The organism is Stenotrophomonas acidaminiphila (assembly GCA_002951995.1).
GTDB classification, from domain to species: Bacteria; Pseudomonadota; Gammaproteobacteria; order Xanthomonadales; family Xanthomonadaceae; genus Stenotrophomonas; species Stenotrophomonas acidaminiphila_A.
In genome coordinates, this window is the sequence record CP019797.1 from 2336311 (window position 1) to 2362380 (window position 26070).

The window sequence follows — 26070 nt, forward strand, 5'->3', positions numbered from 1 at the left end:
CTCAGAACGCCACCCGGTACTCGGCATAGACGTTGCGCCCGTCGGTGTCGTACGGCGCATTGCGCGAGTACACCAGGCCGCGGCTGGCCTGGAACACCGCCTCGTCCGGGTAGCGGTCGAACAGGTTGTCGGCTCCGATGCGCAGGCTGTTGCCCGCATTGAAGCGGTAGGCCACCGCCAGGTCGAAGAACTGCATGTCGCCGAAGCGCTGGAAGATGTCGCCGGTGGCATTGCCGGTGGCATCGGTCCAGGCGCCGTAATGGCGCAGCTTGCCCAGCACGGTCCAGTTGCCGATGTCGTAGTTGGCGCTGAAAGTGCCCTTCTGCCGCGGCAGCCGTTCCTCGAAGATCACCCGCTGGGTCTGGCTGGTGGCGACGCTGGTCGCGCCCTTGTCCACCTGCGTGCGGTTGTAGTTCCAGCCCAGCGTCAGGTTGAGCCGGCCCGGGCCGGCGTCGCCCACCCAGCTGCCCACCAGGTCCACGCCGCGCGTGGTGGTATCGAAGTCATTGGTGAAGTAGCTGACCGAGGTGTAGCCCATCGGGTTGGGCACCCCGGCCGGGATCTGGAACGACGCCGACTGGCTGAAACGGTCGGTGACCTTGATGTCGTACAGGTCCACCGAGCCGGACAGGCCGGCATCGTTGCGCCAGGCCAGGCCCAGGGACGCGGTGCGCGACTGTTCCGGCTTGAGCGCGCGGGCGCCCAGCAGGCGCGCCAGCGGATCGTTCGGCGACAGCCGGCCCGAGGTGAAGACCTGCAGCGTCACCGTGTCCAGCCCCTGCACGGTGCTGGTGGTGTACAGCTGGCCCGGGGTGGGTGCGCGGAAGCCGGTGGACACCGAGCCGCGCAGCGCGAATGCCGGGGTGATCTCGAAGCGGCTGGAGAGCTTGCCGTCGAGGGTGCCGCCGAAACTGGAGAAGCGCTCGTAGCGCGCGGCCGCGCCGACATTCCAGCGCGCGCTCACCGGCGCCTCCACGTCCACGTAGGCGGCATGGCTGCGCTGGCTCCAGCGCCCGGCGTTATCCGGGCCGAAGCCCGGCGCGCCGTTGGAGTTGCCGGCCAGTCCGGCCGCCGCGCCCGGGCCGATCGCGTACGACGCCGGGTCGCCGGCATCCACGCCGTAGGTTTCCTCGCGGAACTCCGCGCCGAAGGCGATGTTCAGCGGCGCCGGCAGCGCCGCCAGCGGCAGTGCGTAGACGAAATCGGCGTTGAGGTTCTTCTCCACCTGCGACAGCCGCCCCAGGTAGAACGCGGTCGGGCTGGCCGGCCCCAGCGAGGCGTTGATCGACTCGTCCAGGGTGTACTCGATGCGGTTGCGGCCATAGGCGCCGCTGACGTCCCAGCTCAGATCGGGGGTGAACTGGCCGCGTACGCCGGCCACCAGCTGCAGGTCGTCGTAGTCGCTGCCGTACTTGGGCGAGAAGCCGGTCGGGTACAGGCTGCGCACGTCCCAGCCGGGGAACACCGCGGTCGGCCTGTACACCGAGGCGGTGCCGTCGGGATTGCGCCAGTTGAAATCGCTGACCCCCTCGCCGCTGTTGTACAGGCCATGGGCGTAGGCCTCGGCGGTCTGCCCGAACGGCAGTTTCAGGTTGAAGCCCAGCCGCCGGTTTTCCAGGTCGGGCTGGCCCCAGCGCTGCACCGGATCGGGCACCTGCAGCTCGGGGTGCGCGTTCTGGAAGGCGATCGCATCGGGGCGCTGGCGGCTGCGCGAGGTGGCATCGGCGGTGTCGTAGTCGAGGAACAGCGACAGCACGCCGGCCTGCCCCAGGCCGACGCCGGTGCGGGCACCGAAGCGGCGGGCGCTGCCGTCGCCCTCGGCGTACTCGGACGCGCCCAGGGTGAACTCGCTGCCGATGCTGTCGTCAAGGATGATGTTGATGACGCCGGCGATGGCATCGGAGCCGTACTGCGCCGAGGCACCGTCGCGCAGCACCTCGATGCGCTTGATCGCGCTGGTCGGGATCTGCGAAAGATCCGGCCCCTGCGCACCGCGCGAGCCGAGCAGCGCCGAGCGATGGAAGCGGCGGCCGTTGACCAGCACCAGGGTCTGGTCCGGCGACAGGCCACGCAGCGTGGCCGGGCGCACGAACACCTGGCCATCGGCCATCGGCAGGCGCTGCACCACGAACGACGGCACCAGCTGCGCCAGCACGTCGGACAGATCGGTCGATTCGATCGCCTGGATTTCCTCCTGCGAGAACACGTCCACCGGTGCCAGCGTATCGAACTGGGTGCGGTTGGAGCCGCGCGTGCCGGTGACGATCATCGCGTCCAGGGTGGTCGGCTGGGCGGCCGCGTCGGCGCCAGCGGTAGCGGTGGCGGCGCGCGCATCGGTGCAGGCAAGGGGAAACAGGACGGCGCCAACGGCCATCGTCAACAGGCAACGCTTCACTTCGGACTCCGGTAGGCAGGGGACCGGGCCGGCAATGCCGACCCGCGGCGCGCATGGTCGGCGCCGCGCGTTTCCCGCCGATGACAGAAGCCCTGCATCTGCTTCATGCAGAAAGTGGCTTTGGCATGTTGCCGGCTGGCGATGCCGGCGCGTGCGTCACTCCAGCCGCTGCAGCTCCCACGCGCGGTGGATGCGCGCGTTGCGTTCGAAATCCGGACCGATGGTCCTGGCGCTGATCTCGCGGCAGCGCGCGAACCCGGCGATGGCGTTCTCTTCGAGTTTGAAGCGGCGGAAGTTGTTGGAGAAGTACAGCACGCCGCCCGGCGCCAGCCGCGCCACCGCCGCGCGCAACAGGCGCAGCTGCTCGCGCTGCACGTCGAAGTCCTCGGCGCGCGCGGAGTTGGAGAAGGTCGGCGGGTCGCAGAAAATCACGTCGTACTGGCCCTGCTCGGCCTCCAGCCACTGGATCGCATCGGCCTGCACCAGCTGGTGGCGGCTGCCGCCCATGCCGTTCAGGGCCAGGTTGTCGGCGCACCACTGCAGGTAAGTACCGGACAGGTCGACGCTGGTGGTCGCGGCCGCGCCGGCCACCGCCGCTTCCACGCTGGCCACGCCGGTGTAGCAGAACAGGTTGAGGAAACGCTTGCCGCGCGCCTGCGCGGCCATGTGCCGGCGCAGCGGGCGGTGGTCGAGGAACAGGCCGGTATCCAGGTAGTCGAACAGATTCACCCGCAGCAGCGTCTCGTTCTCACGCACCAGGATGAACTCGCCGCGCTGCTCGAAGCGGCCGTACTTGCTGCCGCCCTTGCCGCGCTCGCGCGATTTCAGCGCCACCTGCTCGGCCGGCACCTCGAACACCTCGCGCGCGGCGGCCAACAGCTCGTTGCGGCGGCGGCGCACGTCGGCGTCGGGGATGGTGGCCGGCGCGGCGTATTCCTGCACGTGCAGGAAGGTGCGGCGCTTGCCGCCGTCCTCCTGGTAGACGTCGATGGCCGCCGCGTACTCCGGCAGGTCGGCGTCGTAGGCACGGAAGCAGCTCACGTTCTCGCGCGCACGCCAGCTCTTGAACTTCTTCAGGTTCTTGCGCAGGCGGTTGGCCACCATCTGCGCGCCCTCGCTGAGTTCCCGCGGCTGGCCGTCGTCCGCGCGCCCGGCCACCGCGATGGGGTCGCAGACGATCAGCGTGCACTCGATGGCGCCGTTGAACAGCTGGTAGGTCCTGCGCGCGCGCAGGCCGGTGGCGAAGGCCAGCTCGGCGTTGCCGCACAGCAGGCTGGCGCGCCACTGCGGCACCGTGCGCTTGAGCGCCTCGCCCAGGCGGCGGTACAGCGCGGCGTCGGCGGCCAGGCGTTCGTCATAGGGCGGGTTGCAGACCACGCAGCCGGTTTCCTGCGGCGGCACCTGCAGGTCGGCCACGTCGCGCACGCCGAACCAGATGGCCTGGCCGACACCGGCTTCCTCGGCGTTCTGCCTGGCCGCACGGATCGCCTGCGGGTCGAGGTCGCTGCCGTGGATGACCTGTTTCAACGCGGCGCGGCCGACACGCTCGCGCTCGCGCGCCTCGGCCACCAGTTCGCGCCACTGCGCCTGGTCGAAACCGCGCCAGCGGCTCGGCGGCCTGGTGGAAAGTCCGGCCATGGATGGCCGGGCCGTTGCGGAGGGATCCGCATAACGCTGCAGCCCGGGCGCGACGTCGGCGGCCATCAGCGCGCCTTCGATCAGCAGCGTACCGCCGCCGCACATCGGGTCGAGCAGGCCGCCGCCTTCGGCGTGGATCTTCGGCCAGCCGGCGCGCAGCAGCACCGCGGCGGCCAGGTTTTCCTTGAGCGGTGCATCGTTCTGCGCCAGGCGCCAGCCGCGCCGGTGCAGCGAACCGCCGCCGAGGTCGATGGAGATCGTGGCCCGGCCCTTGCGCAGCGACAGGTTGATGCGCACGTCCGGCAACTCGACGTTCACCGACGGCCGCTCCAGCCCCTGCCCGCGCAGCCGGTCCACCACGGCGTCCTTGATCCGCTGCGCGGCGAAACGCGCGTGGGTGATGGCGTCACCGGAGACATGCGCATCGACCGCCAGGGTCAATTCGGCGTCCAGATGCGTTTCCCACGGCATCGCCAGCACGCCTTGGTACAGCGAGCCCTCGTCCGGGCAGTCGAACTCGGCCAGCGGCCACAGCACGCGGCTGGCCAGGCGCGACCACAGCACCACGCGCTGGGCGTCGCGCAGTTCCCCTTCGGCATTGACCCCGGCGATGGTCGCGGTGGCGCGGGGCAGGCCGAGCGCCAGCAGTTCGTCGGCCAGGAGGTACTCCAGGCCCTTGGCGCAGGAAACGAAGAATTTCACGGGGATACCACGGGGGAACGGCAATGGGCCGGGGGCGCCATTGTACGGGGCCCATGTAGATGCGGGGCTTGCCCCGCATGAAGCGTTCCCGGTGAAGCCACATGCGGGGCAAGCCCCGCATCCACGGGATCGGCAGCCGTTACAAGGCCTGCAGCAGGGCTTCGAATTCGCGTGCCGAGGCGTCGACGTGGTGTTCCAGGCGGTGGCCGTCGTCGACCAGCAGCAGCCGCGCGGCGCGGGCCTGCGCCCAGGCGATCACCGCGGCCGGCGGGATCAGTTCGTCGCCCCAGGCATGGACCACGCTGGTCGGCACCGGTGCCGCGTCCAGCGCCGGCATCGGCCCCATCCGGGTCGGCGGCACCATCAGGAACAGCCCGCGCACCGGCACCTGCAGCGAGGCGATGGCGGAGATGTAGGCGCCAAGGCTGGACCCGGCCAGCACCACCGGGCCGCGCGCGGCGGCCTCGCCGGCCAGGCGGATCAGGCGCTGCAGGCGCCCCGGCACGTCGCCCACTTCGCTGATCTCGCGGCGGGCATCGAGGTCGGTGTAGTCCGGGCGCTCATGGGTCCAGCCCAGGCGCTGCGCCACCTCGGCCAGCGCGGTGACCTTGGTCGCGTCGGGACCGCTCTCGAAACCATGGGACAGGATGCAGTGGCCGCGACTCATGGGGCACCGTGGGAGGAAGCATGGCGGGGCGGCAATGCTAGCATCGGCCGATGCACGCCATGCCCGCGATCCATATCGATCCCCTGCCCTACGAGCCGCTGCTGGCGCTGCGTGAACCGGGCGCGATCGACCTGGTGGTGATCCACTGCACCGAACTGCCGGACTTGGCGATGGCACGCGCGTACGGCGAACGCGTGCTGTACGCCAGCGGCACCGGCAACAGCGGCCACTACTACATCGACCGCGACGGCAGCATCCACCAGTACGTCGCGCCGGAACGCAGCGCCCACCACGTGCGCGGCATCAACCCGCGCGCGCTCGGCATCGAACTGGTCAACAGCGGCCGCTACCCGCACTGGCTGGACTCGCGCCACCAGGCGATGGACGAGGCGTACCCGCAGGCCCAGATCGACGCCTTGGTGGCGCTGCTGCGCTGGCTGCCGCAGCGGCTGCCGGCATTGCGCTGGATCGCCGGCCACGAGGATCTGGACACCGAGCAGGTGGCGGCCAGCGACGACCCGGCGCGCACGGTGCCACGCAAGCGCGATCCGGGGCCGCGGTTCCCGTGGGACCCGGTGCTGGCGGCGATCACGCTGCAACGCCTGCCGGCAGCCGCGTAGGCGCGGCTTCAGCCGCGACCGGGCGGATGCATCGGACGCCGGCGATGGCGGCAGGCGCTGCGGTGGAGCGCCATTCCGGGCAGGCCCCGTCGCGGCGGGCGCCGTTGCCGTGGACGCCAGGGGGCGGGCCGGGCAGACCTGCACAGCCGTGGGTGCCGGCGGACAGCCGTTCATTGGCTGGCCGCGGCGGTCGCGCCGGAATCCGCAAGGGCGCAGGCACCGCCACGCCCGCCGTCGCCGGCGGGCACGTTCGCCGCCCAGGCCGCTGCTACGCGCGCGCCACCGGGCGCGAGGGATCGGATGACCAGCCACTCCACGAATCGGCGAACACCCGCGCCCCGCCCAGGCCGGCGACCTCGAAGGCCAGCAGCAGGTGGCAGGCGGTGACGCCGGAGCCGCACATCATCACCGCCTCGCCCGGCGCGTAGGTGCCCAGCAACGGTTCCAGTTCGGCGCGCAGCTCCGCCGCCGGGCGGAAGCGGCCATCGCGCAGGTTGAGCGCGAACGGGCGGTTGCGCGCGCCCGGCACGTGCCCGGCGACCCGGTCCAGCGGCTCGACCTCGCCGCGGTAACGTTCGCCGGCACGGGCGTCGATCAGCCAGCCCGGCGCCTGCGACAGGCGCGCGGCGATTTCGTCGGCAGCGGCAACCTGTGACAGGTCGAAGCGCCCGGGATACGGCGGCAACGCCGGCACCTCCGCCGGCTCGGTCGACAGCGGCTGCGCGGCGGCCTGCCAGGCCGCCAGCCCACCATCGAGCACCGCGACCCGGCGGTGGCCGATCAACCGCAGCAGCCACCACAGCCGCGCCGCGGCCATGCTGCCGTCGCCGGCGTCGTAGACCACCACCTGGGTATCCGGGCCGATGCCCCAGCGCCCCACGGTGGCGGCGAAGGCATCACTTTCCGGCAGCGGGTGACGGCCGTGGCCCTGCCGCGACAGGTCGGACAGGTCGCGGTTGAGATCGGCATACACCGCGCCCGGCAGGTGCCCCGCCGCATACTGCGCGGCGCCGGACTGCGGGTCGGCCAGCGAGAAGCGCGCGTCCACCAGCCGCAGCGCGGTGCTGGCGGTGGCACGGGCGTCGAGCAGGCGCGGGGCTTGCGCGGCAAGGGCGGCGGCAAGCGAAGCGACGTCCACCAGCGTGGTCCATGGCGGGGCGATGGCATTCATGGGGTCTGCTCCAGTCGGCGACGCAGGTTGTAGAGGATGGCCGCGGTGGCGCCCCAGATGCGCTGCCCCGGCCAGGTGTACTCGAGCACGTGGCGGACGCGGCCGCGGTGGTCGATCTCGACCTGGCGCAGGTTGCCCGGGTCCATCAGGAAATCCAGCGGCACTTCGAACACTTCGGCCACTTCCGCAGGCTGCGGCACCGGCACGAACGCCGGGTCGATCACCGCCACCACCGGGGTCACCCGGAAACTGGAGATGGTGACGAACGGATCCAGGTAGCCCAGCGCCTGCACCCGCTCATGCGGCAGCGCGATCTCCTCGCTGCTCTCGCGCAGCGCCGCCGCCACCGGGTTGCGGTCGCCCGGTTCGATGCGGCCGCCGGGAAAGCCGACCTGGCCGCCGTGGTTGCGCAGGGTCTCGGTACGGCGGGTCAGCAGTACCTGCACGCCCTGCGGCCGCGGCACCAGCCCGGCCAGCACCGCGGCCTCGGCCGGGGGACCCGGGGGCAGCAGGTCGGCCAGCTCGTCGTGGTTCCAGCCTTTGCCGGCAGGCGCGGCGGCCAGCGGGTTCAACGCGCGCAGCAGCCGTTCGTGCCCGGGCAGCGCCGCCGCCAGCGAACCGGCAGCGCGCGCGCGCAGCGGCAGCACGTCCTGCATCAGCTGCCGGCGCTGGTGTTCGCTCATGCCGATCCAGCCGGCGATCTCCGCGCGCGTGCGCAGGCAGCCACGGCAGTGGCCGGCCGGGTCCAGCGAGCAGATTCCGATGCAGGGACTGGAAACGGCACGGCGCGTGGCATCCATCGAGTGCGACATCCTGCAAGCCTAGCGCGAACGCGGGCACCGGGGCGTACCGCGCGACAGCCACCGCGGCGCGGCCGTCATCGCGGCGTGTCGCCGCGCGCGGATGCCCGGCGCAGGCAACGCCGGGAAGCCCAATGAAAAATGCGCCGGCGTACTGGCCGCCGGCGCATTCGTCCTGCCCACTGCGGGCAGTGGTTACTTGACGCTGACCAGCTTGACTTCGTACTGGACGGCCACGTTCGGCGGGAAGCCGGTACGCGGATCGGCACCGAAGGCCTTGTCCGGCGACAGCGAGATTTCCCACTTGGAGCCGGCCGGCATCTGCAGCAGCGCTTCGCGCATGGCCTGCATCTCCACGTCGCTCAGCTTCAGCGCCGGCACGTCGTGGGCCTGCACGTTCTCCGGGCGCTGGCCGTAGGGGAACGGACCGGCAACCTGCAGCTGCACGGTGCTGGCCTGGGTCGGCTTGGCGCCGTTGCCGGTCTCGATCACGCGGTACTGGACGCCGCTGGGCAGGGTCTGCACGCCGGCCTTGGCCTTGTTGGCGGCCATGAACTGGTCGCTGCGGGTCTTGTTTTCCGCGGCCACCTTCTCGTACTCGGCCTTGGCCGCCGCGGCACGGCCCTGCTCGCGCTTCTGGAACGCTTCGACGGCCGGCTTCAGCTGCTCGGCGGTGATCGCCGGCTGCTTCTTCGCGTACGCGTCCTGCAGGCCCTTCACCACCGAGGCGATGTCCAGCTGTTCGCCGCGGCCGGTGAGCTCGGCCAGGTTGTTGCCGTAGTCGTATCCGAAGTAGTAGCTCAGCTTGCCCTTCTCGGACGAGACGTCCTGGGCCATTGCAGTGCCGGTGAGGGCCAGGGCGGCCACGGCGACCGCGATAGAACGCAACTTCATCAAACAGTTCTCCAGGAAAGATGTCTCAGGGCAACCATGCCGCTAGAGGCGACGGGTTAGGATAGCCGCCACAACGGCGGACCGCCACTGACGACAAGGGCTTCTGACCAACGGTCGTGGCGGGAGTTCCCCAATCACTTTTTCTTAACTTTTCGTGGAGTCCGCATGTCCGACGCACCGGTTTCGATCAACACCCGCGACGGCGTCCGCACCATCACCGTGCAGCGCCCGGAGAAGCTCAACGCGCTCAACCGCCAGACCCTGGAGGCGCTGGACGCCGCGTTCGCGGACGCGGCCACGGCCGCGGACGTGCGCGTGGTGGTGCTGACCGGCGCCGGCCCCAAGGCGTTCGTGGCCGGGGCCGACATCGCCGAGATGAACGGCCTCAGCGCGGTCCAGGGGCGCGACTTCTCGCTGCTCGGGCAGCGCCTGATGCGGCGCATCGAGCGCCTGCCCAGGCCGGTGATCGCCATGGTGAACGGGTTCGCACTGGGCGGCGGGCTGGAACTGGCCATGGCCTGCCACCTGCGCATCGCCGCCGACAGCGCCCGGCTCGGCCAGCCGGAAATCAACCTCGGCCTGATCCCGGGCTTCGGCGGCACCCAGCGCCTGCTGCGCCTGGCCGGCCGCGCCGCCACCCTGGAACTGTGTTTGCTCGGCGCGCCGATCGACGCCGCCCGCGCCCAGCAACTGGGCATCGTCAACCGCGTGGTCGCCGCCGCCGAGCTGGAAGCGGAAACCCTGAAGATCGCCACGCAGCTGGCCAAGGCCGCGCCGCTGGCGCTGCGCGGCATGCTCGACGCGGTCAATATCGGCGGCGAATGCGGCATCGAGGAAGGGCTGGAGTACGAAAGCGCGCAGTTCGGGCTGATGTTCTCCACCGAGGACATGCGCGAAGGCACCCGCGCGTTCCTGGAACGCCGCGCCCCGGAATTCCGCAACTGCTGACCCGCACCGCGATGCCCGCTGCTTCCGCATCCCCCGCCAGCTGCTGCAGTACGTGCTGGACGACAACCTCGACGCCGCGATCGACGCCGGCCTGATGGACTACGCGCCGCAGCCCGGCGACGCGACGCTGGACCCGCAGCACCCGGACCTGCCACAACGACTGGCCCAGGCCCAGCAGCGGCTGCAGGGCGCCTGGGCGGCGCGTGAGCGGTACCGTGCCCGCGCCGTGCGCCTGGCGCGGCGCGCCGCCGAGCGCGAGGCCCGGCGCGCACCGCCGCCGGCGCCGGACCGCAGACCCGCCCTGCCCGCGGCCGCGGCGGCGATCCTGGCCCGCGCCCAGGCAAAGGCGAAGCAGCCATGAAGAAACCGACGAGCCCGCGCACCGCGGCCAAGGCAGCAACCGGCACCGGTGCCGGCATGACGACGGCGGCGAAGCCCGGACGCGCGCGCCCCGCTGCCGGCGCCGCTGCGGGCGCGCGCGCGTCACGCAGCAGGCGCATGAACGGCGCGGAAGTGCGTGAGATGTTCACCCGACTGCGCGAACTGAATCCGCACCCGACCACCGAGCTGGAATACCGCACGCCGTTCGAGCTGCTGGTGGCGGTGACGCTGTCGGCGCAGGCCACCGATGTCGGGGTGAACAAGGCCACCCGCAAGTTGTTTCCGGTGGCCAACACCGCACAGGCGATCCTCGCGCTGGGCGAGGAAGGACTGAAGCCCTACATCTCCACCATCGGCCTGTACAACGCCAAGGCGAAGAACGTGATCGCCGCCTGCGCGATCCTGGTGGAGAAGTACGGCGGCGAGGTGCCCGCCGACCGCGCCGCGCTGGAAGCGCTGCCCGGGGTTGGCCGCAAGACCGCCAACGTGGTGCTCAATACCGCTTTCGGCGAACCGACGATGGCGGTGGACACGCATATCTTCCGCGTGTCCAACCGCACCGGGCTGGCGCCGGGCAAGGACGTGCGCGCGGTGGAGGACGGGCTGCTGAAGGTGATCCCGGCGGAGTTCCTGCAGGATGCGCATCATTGGTTGATCCTGCATGGACGCTATGTGTGCAAGGCGCGCAAACCGGACTGCCCGCAATGCGTGATCCGCGACCTGTGCCATTTCAAGGACAAGACCGTCGCCTGAGGCGGCGGCAGGGCCAGCCGCGGGCGCGGCATCGACCCAATGGCGCCGATCCGGCGCTGCGGGCCGGCGCGCAAGCCAGACTCCCCGCAGTGCGTGATCCGCGACCTGTGCCATTTCAAGGACAAGACCGTCGCCTGAGGCGGCGGCAGGGCCAGCCGCGGGCGCGGCATCGACCCAAAGGCGCCGATCCGGCGCTGCGGGCCGGCGCGCAAGCCAGACTGCCCGCAGTGCGTCATCCGCGACCTGTGCCACTTCAAGGACAAGACCGTCACCTGAGGCGGCGGCATGGCCAGCCGCGGGCGCGGCATCGACCCAATGCCGCCGATCCGGCGCTGCGGGCCGGCGCGCAAGCCAGACTGCCCGCAGTGCGTGATCCGCGACCTGGGCCACTGCAAGGACAGGATCGTCGCCTGATGCCGCCACGCGTGGCAGCCGCGCGCGGCGCCCATGCAGGGGCCGACAGCCCCCCTCGCGGGCCGCCCGCCCGCTGGCGCACGCGACTGCCATCTGCGCGACACCTGCCGGTAACAGCCACCCCGTCCACTACGCCGGGGTGGGCGCGACGGCAGCGGGCGCAGGTCGCGGGACTGTCACATTTACGCAATCTTTACGCCCTAGCCTGCGCATCATCCTCAACCTGCCCGCAAGGCTACCCATCCCATGAAACTGCATCGCCAACTCCTCACGGCGGCCGTCGCCGCGGCACTGTTCGCGCCGGCTGCCCATGCCGAAGTCGCCATCGACGTCATTGGCGGTTCCGAGATCACGTTTGAAGGCCTGGTACAGGCTGACGGCAACTGGTTCAGCAACGACCGCGCCGACCTCAACGGCACCACCGGGATGAACGGCAAGGACAGCGAGTTCGAGCTGCGCCGCGCCGAGCTGGTGCTGAAGGGCAAGGGCCCGGGCAACGTCGAGTGGGTGGTCGGCTACGACGCCAAGGCCGACAAGTTCCTGGACACCAACCTCAAGTACAAGCTGGGCGGCAACGCCAACCACTTCCTGCAGGCCGGCCAGTTCAAGCAGCCCAACAGCCTGGAAGAACTGTCCAGCACCAAGAACAACGACTTCATTTCCAAGGCCACCGTGACCAACACCTACGCCGTCGCCCGCCGCCTCGGCGTGGGCTACGGCATCGGCGACGCCAACTGGTCGCTCACCGCGTCGGCCTTCGGCCGCGAGCTGACCCGCAACCTGGCCCACGGCAGCGGTTACGGCGTGCGCGGCACCTTCGCCCCGATCAACGAGAAGGGCAACATCCTGCACTTCGGCCTGAGCTACGCCGACTACGACACCGATGCCGACACCCTGCGCCTGCGCGCGCGCCCGAACGCCGACCTGGCCACCGTGCGCCTGGTCGACAGCGGCGACCTGAAGGACACCGACCGCATCGGCACGCTCGGCGCCGAAGCGATGTACGTGCACGGCCCGTTCAAGGCCCAGGGCGAGTACTACAGCGCCAAGGTCAAGCGTTACGACCACGGCAACTACACCACCGACGGCTACTACGTCAGCGGCGTATGGAACGTCACCGGCGAGACCTGGGGCTACAAGGGCGGCACCCCGAGCCTGGGCCTGCCGGACGAGCCGGGCCGTGGCATGTGGCAGCTGGGCGCGCGCTTCGACCACATCGACCTGAACGACGGCGGCCTGCGCGCGCCGGCCGTGGCCGGCGGCGCCCCGCTGGTGGACGGCGTGCTGGGCGGCAAGATGGACATCTGGACCGTCGGCGCCAACTGGTACTGGCGCTCCAACTTCAAGGCCTCGCTGAACTACGTGATGGTCGACAGCAAGAAGTACTCCTCCAGCGCGCGCGGCTTCGTCGCCGACAAGCCGAACATCCTGGAAGCCCGCCTGCAGTTCTTCTGGTAAGCGGCTCCCGCTCCACGCTGCACCACGGACGCCCCGCAAGGGGCGTTCGTCGTTTCAGCCTGCGCCGCTCGCGCGTGCCGCGCTGCGGCCCGTGCAGGCCACCGGCCGGGCGTGCGGGTTGCCCGTTGCCGCGGCGTGGCCGTTGCCGGCCGGCGCACTCCCCTCCCTCGCCCTTGCGCACTGCGCACTGCGCACGGCGCTCGCAACGGCCCCGACACGCCACCCGCGGGAAGCCCAGCGCTCCCGCCTTGCGCGGGGCCACGCGACACTCCGTCGCCAGCGGCGTGGCGGCGTCTTCCAGCGCCCCCACGCTACCGGCATCACGCCCGGCGACGGCGCCCGCCACCTGCAGGCCACGGGCTCACCGCACTCCGCTGGCCGCCGCCGCAACACCGGTCCGGCTCCGCGGCGCCTGTCATGTCCGCGTCACATGACAGACGCGGCGTTGTCATCGAATGGTTATGGAATAGGCGCCGGGCGGAACTGACCGCACATTCACCTGCCAGGAGCCATTCGTGATCCACGCCATCAAATCGCGCGCCGTCGTCGCCATCCTCGCCGCGTCGTCCGTGTTCGCCGCCAATGCCGCCGACGTCACCGGCGCCGGCGCTTCGTTCATCTACCCGGTCATGTCCAAGTGGTCGGCCGACTACAGCGCCGCCACCGGCAAGAAGGTGAACTACCAGTCCATCGGCTCGGGCGGCGGCATTGCCCAGATCAAGGCCAATACGGTGGATTTCGGCTCGTCCGATGCCCCGCTCAAGCCCGAGGAACTGGCCGCCGCGGGCCTGGTGCAGTTCCCGTCGGTGATCGGCGGCGTGGTCCCGGTGATCAACGTGGCCGGCGTGGAAGCCGGTGCGATGAAGCTGGACGGGCCGACGCTTGCCAACATCTTCCTGGGCAAGATCACCAAGTGGAACGACCCGGCCATCGTCGCCCTCAACGCCGGCCTGACCCTGCCGGACGCCAAGATCACCGTCGTGCACCGCTCCGACGGCTCGGGCACCAGCTTCAACTACACCAACTACCTGTCCAAGGTCAGCGCCGACTGGAAGAAGCAGGTCGGCGAAGGCACCACCGTGCAGTGGCCGGTGGGCATCGGCGGCAAGGGCAATGAAGGCGTGGCCGCCTACGTCAAGCAGATCCGCGGCGCGATCGGTTACGTCGAGTTTTCCTATGCGCTGCAGAACCGCCTGACCTTCTCGCGCCTGAAGAACGCCGCCGGTAACTTCGTGCAGCCGCGCGACGAGACCTTCTCGGCCGCCGCCGCCAGCGCCGACTGGGCCAACGCCAAGGACTTCTACCTGGTGATGACCAACGCCCCGGGCGAGCAGTCCTGGCCGATCACCGCCACCAACTTCATCCTGATGCGCAAGCAGCCCAAGACCGTGGAAGGCGCCAAGGCCACCGTCGAGTATTTCCGCTGGATCTATGCCAACGGCAGCGCCCAGGCCCGCCAGCTGGACTACGTGCCGCTGCCGGCCCCGCTGGTCCGCCAGATCGAGACCTACTGGCAGCAGAACATGCGTTACTGAGTAAAGAGCCGGCGGGCCCTCTCCCTCGTCGCCTCGGGCGCGGATCAAGTGATCCGCGCTTTTTTTTGCGTGGGCGGCGGACAGGAAGCAGGGGAACCGGGGCGAGATGCCGCGCGCGGGGGCCGCCCCGGCAGGCGCCCGCTTTCCCGGCGCGACACCGCTGCCGGGCGCCCGCCCCCATGGCCGCCGCCCCGTTTTCCAGCCCATGTAATCAGGCTGTAACAAAAACATCATTTCATAGCCGCATCCGCCGGCAGCGCCGGCCTTTCTGCCGCCATGGAGCTCCCGCATGAAACTGCACACGACCGGCCTTGCCGCCCTTTCCCTGGCCATCGCGCTGGGCCTGTCGGGCTGCGGCGGCAAGAGCGACTCCGCTCCCGGCGCGGCGTCCGCCCCCGCAACGCCCGCCGCCGCCGGCGACAAGGTCGCTGCCGAGATTTCCGGCGCCGGCGCCTCGTTCATCTTCCCGCTGGTCTCCAAGTGGTCGGCCGACTACAACGCCGCCACCGGTGCGCGGATCAACTACCAGTCCATCGGCTCGGGCGGCGGCATCGCCCAGATCAAGGCCGGGACCGTGGATTTCGGCTCGTCCGACAAGCCGCTGTCCTCCGAGGAACTGGCCCAGGCCGGCCTCGGCCAGTTCCCGTCGGCGATCGGCGGCGTGGTCCCGGTGGTCAATCTGGAAGGCCTGCAGCCGGGCCAGCTGCGCCTGAGCGGCACGCTGCTGGCCGACATCTTCCTGGGCAAGATCAAGACCTGGAACGACAAGGCCATCGCCGCCGCCAACCCGGGCGTGGCGCTGCCGGACACCAAGATCACCTTGGTGCACCGCTCCGACGGCTCGGGCACCACCTTCAACTTCTCCAACTACCTGTCCAAGGTCAGCGGCGAATGGAAGGACAAGGTCGGCGAAGGCACCTCGGTGCAGTGGCCCGACGGCGTCGGCGGCAAGGGCAACGAGGGCGTGGCCTCCTACGTGCAGCAGATCAAGGGCTCGCTGGGCTACGTTGAACTGGCCTACGCGCTGCAGAACAACATGCCGTACGCGTCGATGCAGAACGCCGCCGGCAACTGGGTGCAGCCGACCGCCGAGAGCTTCGCCGCCGCGGCCGCCAGCGCCGACTGGGCCAACGCCAGGGACTTCAACCTGGTCATCACCAACGCCCCGGGCGAGCAGGCGTGGCCGATCACCGCCACCAACTTCATGCTGATGCGCAAGCAGCCCAAGGATGCCAAGCGCAACCAGGACACGCTGGCCTTCTTCAAGTGGGCGTTCGAGAACGGCCAGCAGCAGGCCAACGAACTGCACTACGTGCCGCTGCCGGCCGAACTGGTGACCCAGATCGAGGGCTACTGGGCCAGCGAGTTCAAGTGACCGGGGCCTAGCGAGCCACCGCCGCGCCCAGCGGGCGCGGCGCTCCGCACCGCCTCCCGCCGTCCTTCCCCACAGGCCATGCCGCTGCCATGAACGCCACTGCCGCCTCCCTCGCACCGCCCACCTCGCGCGACCTGCGCGACGCCCGCAACGACCGCCTGTTCCGCGGGTTCCTGATCGTCACCGTGGTGCTGGTGCTCACCGCCCTGGCCTGCGCCGCGCTGTCCATGCTGTGGGGCGGCCGCCACGCGCTGCAGGAGCAGGGGCTGAGCTTCTTCTACACCGCCGACTGGAATCCGGTCGAAAACCGCTTCGGCGCGCTGGCGCCGATCTACGGCACCATCGTCACCGCGCTGATCGCCATGCTGATCGCGGTGCCGGTGAGCTTCGGCATCGCCTTCTTCCTGACCGAAGTCGCGCCGCGCTGGCTGCGCGGCCCGGTCGGCACCGCCATCGAACTGCTGGCCGGCATCCCGTCGATCATCTACGGCATGTGGGGCCTGTTCGTGCTGGTGCCGGTGATGACCGAATACGTCACCCCGTTCCTCAACGACCACCTCGGCGGACTGCCGCTGATCGGCCCGCTGTTCCAGGGCCCGCCACTGGGCATCGGCATGCTCACCGCCGGCTTCGTGCTGGCGATCATGGTGATCCCGTTCATCTCCTCGGTGATGCGCGAGGTGTTCCTGACCGTGCCGACCCGGCTGAAGGAATCGGCTTACGCGCTGGGTTCGACCAAGTGGGAAGTGAGCTGGGACATCGTGTTGCCCTACACCCGCTCGGCGGTGATCGGCGGCATCTTCCTCGGCCTCGGCCGCGCCCTCGGCGAGACCATGGCGGTGGCGTTCGTGATCGGCAACAGCGTGCGCCTGACGCCGTCGCTGCTGGAGCCCGGCACCACCATCGCCGCGCTGATCGCCAACGACTTCGGCGAAGCCACCGAAACCTACCGGTCGGCACTGCTGCTGCTGGGCTTCGTGCTGTTCATCGTCACCTTCGTGGTGCTCGCCATCGCCCGCCTGATGCTGATGCGCCTGGCCCGCAAGGAGGGCAACTGATGTCCACCGCCGACTCGCTGTACCTGCGCCGCCGCCTGGTCAACGGCGCCGCGCTGCTGATGGCCTGCGCCACCGCCGCATTCGGCCTGCTGTTCCTGGGCTGGATCCTGTGGACCCTGCTGGCCAAGGGCCTGCCGGGCATCAACCTGGACCTGTTCACCAAGATGACGCCGCCGCCGATGCAGGACGGCGGCCTGCTCAACGCGTTCTTCGGCAGCGCGGTGATGTGCGCGCTGGCCATCGCCATCGGCACCCCGCTGGGCGTGGCCGCGGGCACCTGGCTGGCCGAGTACGGCAATGCGTGCAAGGCCGGCACGGTGGTGCGCTTCGTCAACGACATCCTGCTGTCGGCGCCGTCGATCGTGCTGGGCCTGTTCGTCTACACCCTGTACGTGATGCAGACCGGCGGCAACTTCTCCGCCTTCGCCGGCGCGCTGTCGCTGGCCTTCATCGTGCTGCCGGTGGTGATCCGCACCACCGACGAAATGCTGCGGCTGGTGCCGGTGCAGATGCGCGAGGCGGCGCTGGCGCTGGGCGTGCCGCAGTGGAAGGTGATCGTGCAGGTGCTGTACCGCAGCGCCATGGCCGGCATCGTCACCGGCATCCTGCTGGCGCTGGCCCGCATTTCCGGCGAGACCGCGCCGCTGCTGTTCACCGCCTTCGGCAACCAGTACTGGAACAGCAACGTGTTCCAGCCGATGGCCTCGGTGCCGGTGGTGATGAACCAGTTCGCCGGCAGCCCCTATGAATCCTGGCAGGTGCTGGCCTGGGCCGGCGCCCTGGTGCTGACCGTGTTCGTGCTGCTGGTCAGCCTGTCCGCGCGTGGCCTGCTGCTGCGCAACCGCATTTCGAACGATTGATCCGAACGACCGACCTACTTCCATGGACCTGCCCATGAACGACCTCAGCAATGCCGTGCCGATGCAGCGCATCGCCGTGCCCTCCGCGCACCAGGACCTGCAGACGCCGGCACCGGTCAAGCTCGCCGCGCGCGGCCTGGACTTCTATTACGGCCAGTTCCATGCGCTGAAGAACATCAACCTGGAAATCCCGGAAAAGCGCGTCACCGCGCTGATCGGCCCGTCCGGTTGCGGCAAGTCCACCCTGCTGCGCATCTTCAACCGCATCTATGCGCTGTACCCCAAGCTCGAAGCCCGCGGCGAGGTGCTGCTGGACGGCGAGAACATCCTCTCGGCGAAGTACCCGATGAACCGCCTGCGCTCCAAGGTGGGCATGGTGTTCCAGAAGCCGGTGCCGTTCCCGATGACCATTTTCGAGAACGTGGCCTACGGCATCCGCCACCACGAGAAGCTGTCCAAGGCCGAGATGGCCGACCGCGTCGAGCACGCGCTGCGCCAGGGCGCGCTGTGGGACGAGGTCAAGGACAAGCTGGGCCAGAGCGCGTTGGGCCTGTCCGGCGGCCAGCAGCAGCGCCTGTGCATCGCCCGCGCGGTGGCGCTCAAGCCGGACGTGCTGCTGCTGGACGAGCCGACCTCGGCGCTGGACCCGATCTCCACCAGCCGCATCGAACAGCTGGTCGAAGAGCTGAAGAACGACTACACCATCGCCATCGTCACCCACAACATGCAGCAGGCCGCGCGCGTGTCCGACTACACCGCCTTCATGTACCTGGGCGACCTGATCGAACACGACCGCACCGACGTGATCTTCTCCAACCCGTCCAGGCAGCAGACCGAGGACTACATCACCGGCAGGTTCGGCTGAAGCGGCGCGCCTGGCCGATGCCGCGACGGCATCGGCCGCACCCGCACGGCCGCACCGCGCGCTGCGCCGGCCACGCGCCCGGGCGCTGCCGCCGCCACGGCCGCAGCGAATCACGGGCCGGTGCGGCAGCGGCGATCCGCCTCGAACAAGCCCCCTTCCGCACTCCCGCTTCCGTCATCGCCCAGAGACGCCCATGAACACCCATCCCAACGACCACATCGTGAAAAGCTACGACGAAGAACAGCACCGCCTGGTGGCCGAGATCGTGCGCATGGGCGAGATGTCCGTCGCCCAGCTCGAAGCCGCGCTGGACGTGATCGAGCGCCGCGACGAAAGCGCCGCGCGCCGGATCATCGCCAACGACGAGGCCATTGACGCGCTGGAGCAGCAGATCAGCCACGACGTCATGCGCCTGGCCCTGCGCGGCCCGATGGCGCGCGACCTGCGCGAGATCCTCGCCGGGCTGCGCATCCCGGCCGACATCGAACGCATCGGCGACTATGCCGCCAACGTCGCCAAGCGCTCCATCGCGCTGGCCGCGGTGCCGCCGCTGCCGCAGATCCAGGGGCTGCGCGCCCTCGGCCGGCTCGCCGCGCAGCAGGTACGGCGCGCGCTCGATGCCTATCGCAACGGCGATGCCGACGCCGCGCAGGCGCTGCGCCAGGACGACGCCCGGCTGGACGCGCAGTACACCGCGCTGTTCCGCGAGCTGCTCACCTACATGATGGAAGACCCGCGCAACATCACCCCGTGCACGCACCTGCTGTTCATGGCCAAGAACCTGGAGCGGATCGGCGACCACGCCACCAACATCGCCGAGAACGTCTGGTTCCTGGTGCATGGCGACGCACCGCTGCCGCCGCGCGAGAAGCGCGACGAGACCAGCACGGTCGACCACACCTGACCGCAGGCCCGCATCCCCGCTCCCGTTGGAGCGAGGCTGCAAGACCTGAGCGTCACCGGCGCGCATGGGCCTGCGCGCAGTGGAAGACAGCCCCCTTTTCCGCTCGGGGAGGGGCTGGAGCGCGGGACGAAGCCGGGCGCAGCACGCCTGATTGAGGCCGAGGCTTCCCGATCATTTCGCACAAGCGCACGTGGCGACACGCCGATGACCGCGATCACCGGCAATTCCCGGCGGCGCACATTCATTCGAAGGGGGAAGGAAAAAACGACGTTCCCCTCCACCACGCGGTCGTCTCACGCCGCATTGTTGGCGCTGTCGCCGCCTGTCACGTCACAGGCCGCGCCCGAGGCCAGGCGGGCATCGTCGCTGGCCAGGAAGACGACCAGCGGCGCGATCGACCCGGGCGGCAGCCAGGGCAGGCCGAGCGGCGATCGGGCGGCGAGCCGCCGCTTGGCCACGGACTCGAGCTCTTCCAATGGCGCAGCGTTGTCCAAGTCGTCCAGCGCCTGTGCATAGCGCTGCCTGTACCGCGTGAGCGGCGCATCGATCAGGCCGGGAATCACCGCATTGACCGTGATGCGGTATTGCCCCAGTTCCAGCGCGGCCGATTTCACCAGCTCGATCAGTCTCCCCTTGGACGCCGAATACGCGGCGCCATATTTGGTGCCGTGCCTTCCCTGCGTGGAGGAGGTGACGATGATGCGGCCGCCGCCATTGGCGACGAGGCAAGGCGCCACCGCGCGGATGGCGTTGCAGGTGCCGGTGAGGTTGACGTCGATCTGGTCGTGCCAGTGCGCGTCCTCCATTTCCAGCAGCGGCGCGAACACCTGGATGCGGGCATTGGCGAAGAGGATGCCGATCCGGCCGAAGCGCTCGACGGTCCATGCGGCCGCTTCGCGCAGGGCGCCGACGTCGCACTGGTCGAGCCGCCGCGATGCCCATCTCCCGCCGGCATCGACCACCTGCCGGCCGGTTTCGCCCCGGTCCTGGACGGTGGCCGGCGCCACCTCCAGGACCGGACTCACCGCACCGGCGACATCGATGCCGACCACGCTCGCGTCCTCCGGCGCGAAGGCCGCCGCGGCGGCCCGGCGCGAAGTGGATCGCCGCCGGACCATACCGGAACCGCCGCGCGGTTTACCGGCTCAAGGCGGCGACGCCGTAGCGCCGGCGCCGCGCGCGGAGACGCGCCAGACGGTATTGCCGACGTCATCGGCGATCAGCAACGCGCCGCCGGCGTCCTCGGCCAGACCGACCGGCGCGCCCTTCAGGGTCTTTTCGTCCGCCGAAGCAAAGCCGCCGACGACCTGCTCCGGCGTGCCCACGGGCTTGCCACCCTGGAAACGCACGAAGACGACGTTGTAACCGCTCAGCGGGCTACGGTCCCAGCTGCCGTGCTGGCTGACGAATGCGCCGCCGCGGTATTTCTCCGGCAGGCCGTCACCGCGGTAGAACCACAGTCCCAGCGGCGCCACGTGCGAACCCAGCGCATAGTCGGGGCGGATCGCCCTGGCCACCAAGTCAGGGCGTTGCGGCTGCACGCGCGTATCCACGTGCTGCCCGTAGTAGCTGTAGGGCCAGCCGTAGAAGCCTCCCTCCTGCACCGAGGTGAGGTAGTCGGGCACCAGGTCCGCGCCGATCTCGTCGCGCTCGTTGGCGATGGCCCAGAGCTTGCCGGTCGCCGGCTCCCAGCCCAGGCCGGTCGGGTTGCGGATGCCCGAGGCGTAGATGCGGCTGGCGCCGGTGCGCGCATCCACTTCAAGTACCACCGCGCGGCGGTATTCCACGTCCAGGCCGTTCTCGGTGATGTTGCTGTTGGAACCGACGCCGACATACAGCCGGCTGCCGTCCGCGCTGGCCAGCAGCGCCTTGGTCCAGTGGTGGTTGATGGTGCCGGGCAGGTCGGCGAACTCGACACCGGGATCGGACATGCGCGTTTCCCCGGGCGTATAGCGGTACTTCATGATGGCGTCGGTGTTGGCGACGTACAGCGTGTCGCCGATCAGCTGCACGCCGAACGGCGAATGCAGGTTCTCGATGAACACATGCTTGCGCCATTCGCCCGGCTGGCCGGGTACACGGCGCAGCAGGGTGATGCGGTTGCCGCCCTTGCCGCCCTTGCCGGACTGGTTCTTGACCAGGCCGGCGATCATCTGCTTGGGCGAGGAGACCGGCTCGGCACCGGGGCCGTTGGCTTCGACCACCAGCACGTCGCCATTGGGCAGCGCCAGCAGCTGGCGCGGGTGCATCAGCCCGGAGGCGATCGGCTCGATCTCCAGCCCGTCGGCCACCGCCGGCTTCTCGCCCTGCGCCCAGCCGGTGCCCTTGGGCACCTGCATCGGCGGCACGAAGAAACTGCGCGGCTCGGGCAACGGCGGATTCGCCCCGGATTGCTGTGCCGGCTCGTAGGCCGCCTTTTCGCAGCCGGCCAGCGCCATGACCAGCGCCACGGCGAACGCCATGGCCAGATTCGCCCTGCTCATGGCCTGTCCTCCGATACCGATGCCGGTTGCAGCGCGGTGATGACCAGGCCCACGGCGATCAGCGCCACGGTGACGGCGGACAGCCACACCGCCTCGGGCACCACGCCGTAGGCATCGCGGCTATGGACGAAGGCGTTGACGATCGCCGCGACGATGGCGAAAAGGTTGAGCCAGAAGTCGAGTTTTTCGATGCGGGTGCTGCGGCGTGCCGGCACCCATACCTGCACCAGGTTGATCAGGCGCGGCACGATGGCGAACAGCAGGCCGATCGCGTTGAGCCAGGCTGCCGACTTGACCCACAGCACGTTGGCGCTGCACGCATAGGTCACGTCGAAGACCAGCGTCGCGACGAAGAACCCGAAGGGTATGGGATTGAGCAGCGCGAACAACGCATGCGCGATCCGCGAACGTCTCGGTACAGGATGGATGGGCATGGAAATCCAGGTTCATGGGCCGGAGGATCGACGGTCGCAGACCCGGCGGATATTTCCGCCCCGATGATGGCCCGCTGCTGCTAACTATAGGACCACTGCCATGACGGCGATGTCACCGGCGGCGAGGGCCAGGCCTGTCGCCGCATCCGGCCGGCCAGGTGCCGCCATGCCCGCGGTTACCTGCCATACCCGGCGCCGGGCGCGGTCTGGCACCGCGCTCCCTGCACCGCTCCACGGAGTCAGAGCCGCTGCCGCACCGCCTCGAACAGCGCCACGCCGGTGGCCACCGACACGTTGAGGCTTTCCACGTCGCCCGGCATCGGGATCCGCACCAGGCCGTCGCAGGTCTCGCGGGTCAGCCGGCGCAGGCCGTCGGACTCACCGCCCATCACCAGCGCCACGTTGCCGCGCAGGTCCAGCTGGTGGATGGTCTGCTCCGCCTCGCCGGCCAGCCCGTACAGCCACACGCCCTGCTTCTGCAGGTCCTTCAGGCAGCGCACCAGGTTGGTCACCGCCACCACCGGGATGCGGTCGGCCGCGCCGGCACTGGTCTTGCGCACGGTGGCATTGACCGGCGCGCTCTTGTCCTTGGGGATCACCACCGCGGTGACGCCGGCGGCGGCGGCGCTGCGCAGGCAGGCGCCGAGGTTGTGCGGGTCCTGCACCTCGTCCAGCACCAGCAGCAGCGCCTTGCCTCCGGCGGCCTCGACCAACCCTTCCAGCTCGTTCTCGCCCCACAGTTTCGCCGCGGCGTAGCGCGCGACCACGCCCTGGTGGCGCACCTGCCCGGCCACGCCGCCCAGCGCCTGCGCGGCCACGCGGCGCACGTCGATGCCCTTGCGCCGCGCGTTCTCCTCGATCTCCACCAGCCGCGGGTTCTTGCTGCCGGCCTCGATCAGCACCTCGCGGACATTGTCCGGGTCCTTCTCGATCGACGAAGCCACGGCGTTGACGCCGACGATCCACTGGTTCTGCTTGCTCATTGCGACCGCGCGAGGGGAGTTGGGCGCGTAATGGTAGTGCATCGGCCCGGCCGGCACCGGCGCCGGCTGAATGCAGGCCCGGCGGCCGCCTGTCCTGGCGCCGTGCCGCTCCGGCGGGCGCGGGCTCGAAAAGGCGCCCTCGATGCCGCCCCGGCTATCGGCGCATCCCCGGGGAAACGCCGGCAGCCCGTGAACAGGTGCCAGACGCGGGTCCGCTGGCCCTGCGCAGGGCCGTTGCGTGCCTCAGTACTTCTGCTTGGCGCGCTTGGCCGGCTTGCCGCGCGGCGGCAGCGGTGGCAGGCCCTGGTCCGCCGCGCTGGCGTCGCCATCGAGCCGCTCGACCAGGCGGAAGTCGATCTTGCGGTCTTCCATGCTGGCCTTGAGCACCAGGATGCGTACCCGGTCGCCGAGCCGGAACTGGACGCCGCGACGGTCGCCGGTAAGCGTCTTGCGCAGCGGATCGAACTGGTAGTAATCGTGCGGCAGCTGGGTGACGTGCACCAGCCCGTTGACCTTGGAGTCGTCCAGCTCCACGAACAGGCCGAAGCTGGTCACGCCGCTGATCACGCCGTCGAACTGGCCGCCGACGTGCTTTTCCATCCATGCCGCGCGGAAGCGCTCGTCCACCTCGCGCTCGGCCTCGTCGGCCCGGCGCTCGCGCTCGGAACACTGCAGCGCCAGCGCCGCCATCTCGCGCGGGGTGTAGGTGTACTTGTCGCGCGGGCCGCCGGTGAGCGCGTACTTGATGGCACGGTGCACCAGCAGGTCCGGATAGCGGCGGATCGGCGAGGTGAAGTGCGCGTAGGCCTCCAGCGCCAGGCCGAAGTGGCCGTTGTTGTCCGGCGAGTACACCGCCAGCGACTGGCTGCGCAGCAGCACCGATTCCAGCAGCGCCGCGTCCGGGCGCTCGCGCACCTTCTTCAGCAACCGGGTGTAGTCGCCCGGCTGCACCTTGCTCCACGCCGGCAGGCTCAGTTTGAACTCCTTGAGGAACTCCAGCAGGTCGGCGAACTTGGATTCCGGCGGCCGCTCGTGCACCCGGAACGGCGCCGGGATGTGGGTGGCCAGCAGGTAGCGCGCGGCCTCGACGTTGGCCGCGATCATGCATTCCTCGATCAGCTTGTGCGCGTCGTTGCGTACCAGCATCCCGGCCTGGGTGACCTCGCCGCGGTTGTCCAGCACGAAGCGCACTTCCGAGGATTCGAACTCGATGGCGCCACGGCGTTCGCGGGCCTTGGCCAGGATGCGGTACAGCTGGTGCAGGCTCTGGATCTGCGGCAGCAGCGGGCCGATGAAGGCCTTGGCGTCGGCGTCGTCCTCGCCCACCGCGTTCCACACCTGGGTGTAGGTCAGGCGCGCGTGCGAGTTCATCACCGCCTCGTAGAAACGCGACTGCACCACCTCGCCCTTGCGGTCCACCTGCATGTCGCAGACGAAGCACATGCGGTCTTCCTTCGGCCGCAGCGAGCAGATGCCGTTGGACAGCGTCTCCGGCAGCATCGGCACCACGTACCCGGGGAAGTACACCGAGGTGGCGCGCTTGAGCGCCTCCTCGTCCAGCGGGGTGCCGGGGCGCACGTAATGTGAGACGTCGGCGATGGCCACCACCAAGCGGAAGCCGTCGCGGTTCGGCTCGCAGAACACCGCGTCGTCGAAGTCCTTGGCATCCTCGCCGTCGATGGTCACCAGCGGCAGCGCGCGCAGGTCCACGCGGGTGCCGATCATCGCCGGGTCCACGGTCATCGGGATCGCCGTCGCCTCGTCCAGCACTTCCGGCGGGAACTCATGCGGCAGGTCGTGGCCGTGGATGGCGGTTTCCACCACCAGCGACGGGGTCAGCTTGTCGCCGAGCACCGCGATGACCTTGCCGATCGGCGGTCGCCGCGTATCCGGGGCCTGGGTCAACTCGCACACCACCAGCTGCCCGTCCTTGGCCCCGCCGGTGGCGTCGGCCGGGATCTGGATGCTGCGCTGGATGCGCTTGTCGTCGGGCACCACGTAGTTGATGCCCAGCTCCACGCTGAAGTTGCCGATCAGGCGGTTGACGCCACGCTCGAGCACGCGCGCGATGCTGCCTTCACGGCGGCCGCGGCGGTCGATGCCGGTGACATTGGCCAGCGCGCGGTCGCCATGCATGACCTTGCGCATTTCGTACGGCGGCAGGAACAGGTCGTCGCCGCCCTCGTCCGGGCGCAGGAAACCGAAGCCTTCGGGGTTGGCGATGACCACGCCGGGAATCAGGTTGGTGACCAGCACCGGGGCGAAGCCGCCGCGGCGGTTCTGCACCAGTTGCCCGTCGCGCACCATCGCGCCCAGGCGCTTGGCCAGCGCGTCGGCCCGATCCGGCTCGGTCAGACCGAGCCGGGCGCCGATCTCCTCGGCGTTCTGCGGCCCGTCGCAGCGGTCCAGCAGCTGCAGGATCGCCTCGCGGCTGGCAATGGGCTGGGCGTAGCGTTCGGCTTCGCGCGCGGCATAGGGGTCGTCGAGGACCGCGGCCGGTGCCGGCCGCGAGCGACCACGCACGAAACTCTTCGGTGGCGCGGTGTCGCGGGATTTGCCGCGGCCGCCCTTGGCGGGCGTGGCCAGGCTCTCCGGCATCCACGGCGGCAGCTTGGCCGACTTGCGCGGCTTGCCCGGCGTTGCGCCGGGGGCGGACTTGGGAGCCTTGCCGGCCCCGGTGGTCTTTTTGTTTTTCATCAACCCCCATGGTACCCGGTGCGACGTGCATGAAG

At 70.0% G+C, this 26070-nt stretch carries 22 protein-coding genes; 11 read left to right on the forward strand and 11 right to left on the reverse strand.

Annotation, left to right across the window (positions count from 1 at the left end):
- Position 1: 1 nt before the first annotated feature.
- The 3 genes from B1L07_10450 to B1L07_10460 form a co-directional block, all read right to left on the reverse strand.
- Positions 2–2374 carry a TonB-dependent receptor gene (locus B1L07_10450; protein ID AUZ55434.1) on the reverse strand — a complete coding sequence of 791 codons (2373 nt, stop codon included), beginning with the start codon at positions 2372–2374 and terminating at the stop codon, positions 2–4.
- Positions 2375–2551: 177 nt separating this feature from the next.
- Complete coding sequence (locus B1L07_10455) at positions 2552–4735, reverse strand: 23S rRNA (guanine(2445)-N(2))/(guanine(2069)-N(7))-methyltransferase (GenBank protein ID AUZ55435.1); 2184 nt, start codon at positions 4733–4735, stop codon at positions 2552–2554.
- 139 nt (positions 4736–4874) lie between these two features.
- On the reverse strand, positions 4875–5402 hold the full coding sequence (locus B1L07_10460; GenBank protein AUZ55436.1) for a hypothetical protein: 528 nt from the start codon (positions 5400–5402) through the stop codon (positions 4875–4877).
- 50 nt (positions 5403–5452) lie between these two features.
- Here B1L07_10460 and B1L07_10465 point away from each other — a divergent pair, with 50 nt between their 5' ends.
- Positions 5453–6022 carry an N-acetylmuramoyl-L-alanine amidase gene (locus B1L07_10465; GenBank protein ID AUZ55437.1) on the forward strand — a complete coding sequence of 190 codons (570 nt, stop codon included), beginning with the start codon at positions 5453–5455 and terminating at the stop codon, positions 6020–6022.
- Between the two features lie 268 nt (positions 6023–6290).
- Here the strand turns inward: B1L07_10465 and B1L07_10470 are convergent, their stop codons facing one another.
- The 3 genes from B1L07_10470 to B1L07_10480 all read right to left on the reverse strand — a co-directional run bounded on the left by B1L07_10470 (position 6291) and on the right by B1L07_10480 (position 8887).
- Positions 6291–7193, reverse strand: coding sequence for a sulfurtransferase (locus B1L07_10470; protein AUZ55438.1), 903 nt, complete (start codon positions 7191–7193; stop codon positions 6291–6293).
- On the reverse strand, positions 7190–7993 hold the full coding sequence (locus B1L07_10475) for a CoA pyrophosphatase (protein AUZ56550.1): 804 nt from the start codon (positions 7991–7993) through the stop codon (positions 7190–7192). Before B1L07_10475 ends, B1L07_10470 begins: the two co-directional genes overlap by 4 nt.
- Before the next feature lie 195 nt (positions 7994–8188).
- The gene (locus B1L07_10480; GenBank protein ID AUZ55439.1) at positions 8189–8887 is read right to left on the reverse strand and encodes a peptidylprolyl isomerase; all 699 of its coding nucleotides are present in this window, start codon (positions 8885–8887) and stop codon (positions 8189–8191) included.
- 165 nt (positions 8888–9052) lie between these two features.
- Between B1L07_10480 and B1L07_10485 the strand changes: the two genes are divergently transcribed.
- From B1L07_10485 to B1L07_10530, 10 genes are all read left to right on the forward strand, one after another.
- Positions 9053–9835: an enoyl-CoA hydratase gene (locus tag B1L07_10485; GenBank protein ID AUZ55440.1), complete on the forward strand. Its 783-nt coding sequence runs from the start codon at positions 9053–9055 to the stop codon at positions 9833–9835.
- Between the two features lie 28 nt (positions 9836–9863).
- Positions 9864–10196, forward strand: a complete 333-nt coding sequence (locus B1L07_10490; protein ID AUZ55441.1) for a hypothetical protein — start codon at positions 9864–9866, stop codon at positions 10194–10196.
- Positions 10197–10333: 137 nt separating this feature from the next.
- Positions 10334–10969 (forward strand): endonuclease III, encoded by a 636-nt coding sequence (locus B1L07_10495; protein ID AUZ55442.1) that lies wholly within the window; start codon positions 10334–10336, stop codon positions 10967–10969.
- 660 nt (positions 10970–11629) lie between these two features.
- The gene (locus B1L07_10500; protein AUZ55443.1) at positions 11630–12841 is read left to right on the forward strand and encodes a porin; all 1212 of its coding nucleotides are present in this window, start codon (positions 11630–11632) and stop codon (positions 12839–12841) included.
- A 515-nt stretch (positions 12842–13356) separates the two neighbouring features.
- Positions 13357–14376 (forward strand): phosphate ABC transporter substrate-binding protein PstS, encoded by a 1020-nt coding sequence (locus B1L07_10505; protein AUZ55444.1) that lies wholly within the window; start codon positions 13357–13359, stop codon positions 14374–14376.
- Between the two features lie 289 nt (positions 14377–14665).
- Positions 14666–15751, forward strand: a complete 1086-nt coding sequence (locus B1L07_10510; GenBank protein AUZ55445.1) for a phosphate ABC transporter substrate-binding protein PstS — start codon at positions 14666–14668, stop codon at positions 15749–15751.
- An 89-nt stretch (positions 15752–15840) separates the two neighbouring features.
- On the forward strand, positions 15841–16809 hold the full coding sequence (locus B1L07_10515) for a phosphate ABC transporter permease subunit PstC (GenBank protein ID AUZ55446.1): 969 nt from the start codon (positions 15841–15843) through the stop codon (positions 16807–16809).
- Positions 16809–17669: a phosphate ABC transporter, permease protein PstA gene (locus B1L07_10520; GenBank protein ID AUZ55447.1), complete on the forward strand. Its 861-nt coding sequence runs from the start codon at positions 16809–16811 to the stop codon at positions 17667–17669. The genes B1L07_10515 and B1L07_10520 overlap by 1 nt, the downstream gene beginning before the upstream one ends.
- A gap of 34 nt (positions 17670–17703) precedes the next feature.
- Positions 17704–18534, forward strand: coding sequence for a phosphate ABC transporter ATP-binding protein (locus B1L07_10525; protein ID AUZ56551.1), 831 nt, complete (start codon positions 17704–17706; stop codon positions 18532–18534).
- A 193-nt stretch (positions 18535–18727) separates the two neighbouring features.
- A complete protein-coding gene (locus B1L07_10530; GenBank protein AUZ55448.1) occupies positions 18728–19438 on the forward strand; it encodes a phosphate transport system regulatory protein PhoU in 711 nt (236 codons plus the stop codon).
- A gap of 293 nt (positions 19439–19731) precedes the next feature.
- Here the strand turns inward: B1L07_10530 and B1L07_10535 are convergent, their stop codons facing one another.
- The 5 genes from B1L07_10535 to B1L07_10555 all read right to left on the reverse strand — a co-directional run bounded on the left by B1L07_10535 (position 19732) and on the right by B1L07_10555 (position 26035).
- Positions 19732–20556: a short-chain dehydrogenase gene (locus tag B1L07_10535; protein ID AUZ55449.1), complete on the reverse strand. Its 825-nt coding sequence runs from the start codon at positions 20554–20556 to the stop codon at positions 19732–19734.
- Positions 20557–20583: 27 nt separating this feature from the next.
- On the reverse strand, positions 20584–21921 hold the full coding sequence (locus B1L07_10540; GenBank protein AUZ55450.1) for an L-sorbosone dehydrogenase: 1338 nt from the start codon (positions 21919–21921) through the stop codon (positions 20584–20586).
- Positions 21918–22355 (reverse strand): hypothetical protein, encoded by a 438-nt coding sequence (locus tag B1L07_10545; protein ID AUZ55451.1) that lies wholly within the window; start codon positions 22353–22355, stop codon positions 21918–21920. Before B1L07_10545 ends, B1L07_10540 begins: the two co-directional genes overlap by 4 nt.
- Before the next feature lie 239 nt (positions 22356–22594).
- Positions 22595–23338, reverse strand: coding sequence for a 23S rRNA (guanosine(2251)-2'-O)-methyltransferase RlmB (locus B1L07_10550; GenBank protein AUZ55452.1), 744 nt, complete (start codon positions 23336–23338; stop codon positions 22595–22597).
- A 243-nt stretch (positions 23339–23581) separates the two neighbouring features.
- Positions 23582–26035, reverse strand: a complete 2454-nt coding sequence (locus B1L07_10555; GenBank protein ID AUZ55453.1) for a ribonuclease R — start codon at positions 26033–26035, stop codon at positions 23582–23584.
- Between the last annotated feature and the right edge of the window lie 35 nt (positions 26036–26070).

Bases quoted from the DNA above. Each gene is read 5' to 3' on its own strand.
- B1L07_10450 (AUZ55434.1), bottom strand. From the start codon at position 2,374: ATGGCCGTTGGCGCCGTCCTGTTTCCCCTTGCCTGCACCGATGCGCGC.
- B1L07_10460 (AUZ55436.1), bottom strand. From the start codon at position 5,402: ATGAGTCGCGGCCACTGCATCCTGTCCCATGGTTTCGAGAGCGGTCCC.
- B1L07_10465 (AUZ55437.1), top strand. From the start codon at position 5,453: ATGCACGCCATGCCCGCGATCCATATCGATCCCCTGCCCTACGAGCCG.
- B1L07_10470 (AUZ55438.1), bottom strand. From the start codon at position 7,193: ATGAATGCCATCGCCCCGCCATGGACCACGCTGGTGGACGTCGCTTCG.
- B1L07_10475 (AUZ56550.1), bottom strand. From the start codon at position 7,993: ATGGATGCCACGCGCCGTGCCGTTTCCAGTCCCTGCATCGGAATCTGC.
- B1L07_10480 (AUZ55439.1), bottom strand. From the start codon at position 8,887: ATGAAGTTGCGTTCTATCGCGGTCGCCGTGGCCGCCCTGGCCCTCACC.
- B1L07_10485 (AUZ55440.1), top strand. From the start codon at position 9,053: ATGTCCGACGCACCGGTTTCGATCAACACCCGCGACGGCGTCCGCACC.
- B1L07_10495 (AUZ55442.1), top strand. From the start codon at position 10,334: ATGAACGGCGCGGAAGTGCGTGAGATGTTCACCCGACTGCGCGAACTG.
- B1L07_10500 (AUZ55443.1), top strand. From the start codon at position 11,630: ATGAAACTGCATCGCCAACTCCTCACGGCGGCCGTCGCCGCGGCACTG.
- B1L07_10510 (AUZ55445.1), top strand. From the start codon at position 14,666: ATGAAACTGCACACGACCGGCCTTGCCGCCCTTTCCCTGGCCATCGCG.
- B1L07_10515 (AUZ55446.1), top strand. From the start codon at position 15,841: ATGAACGCCACTGCCGCCTCCCTCGCACCGCCCACCTCGCGCGACCTG.
- B1L07_10520 (AUZ55447.1), top strand. From the start codon at position 16,809: ATGTCCACCGCCGACTCGCTGTACCTGCGCCGCCGCCTGGTCAACGGC.
- B1L07_10525 (AUZ56551.1), top strand. From the start codon at position 17,704: ATGAACGACCTCAGCAATGCCGTGCCGATGCAGCGCATCGCCGTGCCC.
- B1L07_10530 (AUZ55448.1), top strand. From the start codon at position 18,728: ATGAACACCCATCCCAACGACCACATCGTGAAAAGCTACGACGAAGAA.
- B1L07_10535 (AUZ55449.1), bottom strand. From the start codon at position 20,556: ATGGTCCGGCGGCGATCCACTTCGCGCCGGGCCGCCGCGGCGGCCTTC.
- B1L07_10540 (AUZ55450.1), bottom strand. From the start codon at position 21,921: ATGAGCAGGGCGAATCTGGCCATGGCGTTCGCCGTGGCGCTGGTCATG.
- B1L07_10545 (AUZ55451.1), bottom strand. From the start codon at position 22,355: ATGCCCATCCATCCTGTACCGAGACGTTCGCGGATCGCGCATGCGTTG.
- B1L07_10550 (AUZ55452.1), bottom strand. From the start codon at position 23,338: ATGAGCAAGCAGAACCAGTGGATCGTCGGCGTCAACGCCGTGGCTTCG.
- B1L07_10555 (AUZ55453.1), bottom strand. From the start codon at position 26,035: ATGAAAAACAAAAAGACCACCGGGGCCGGCAAGGCTCCCAAGTCCGCC.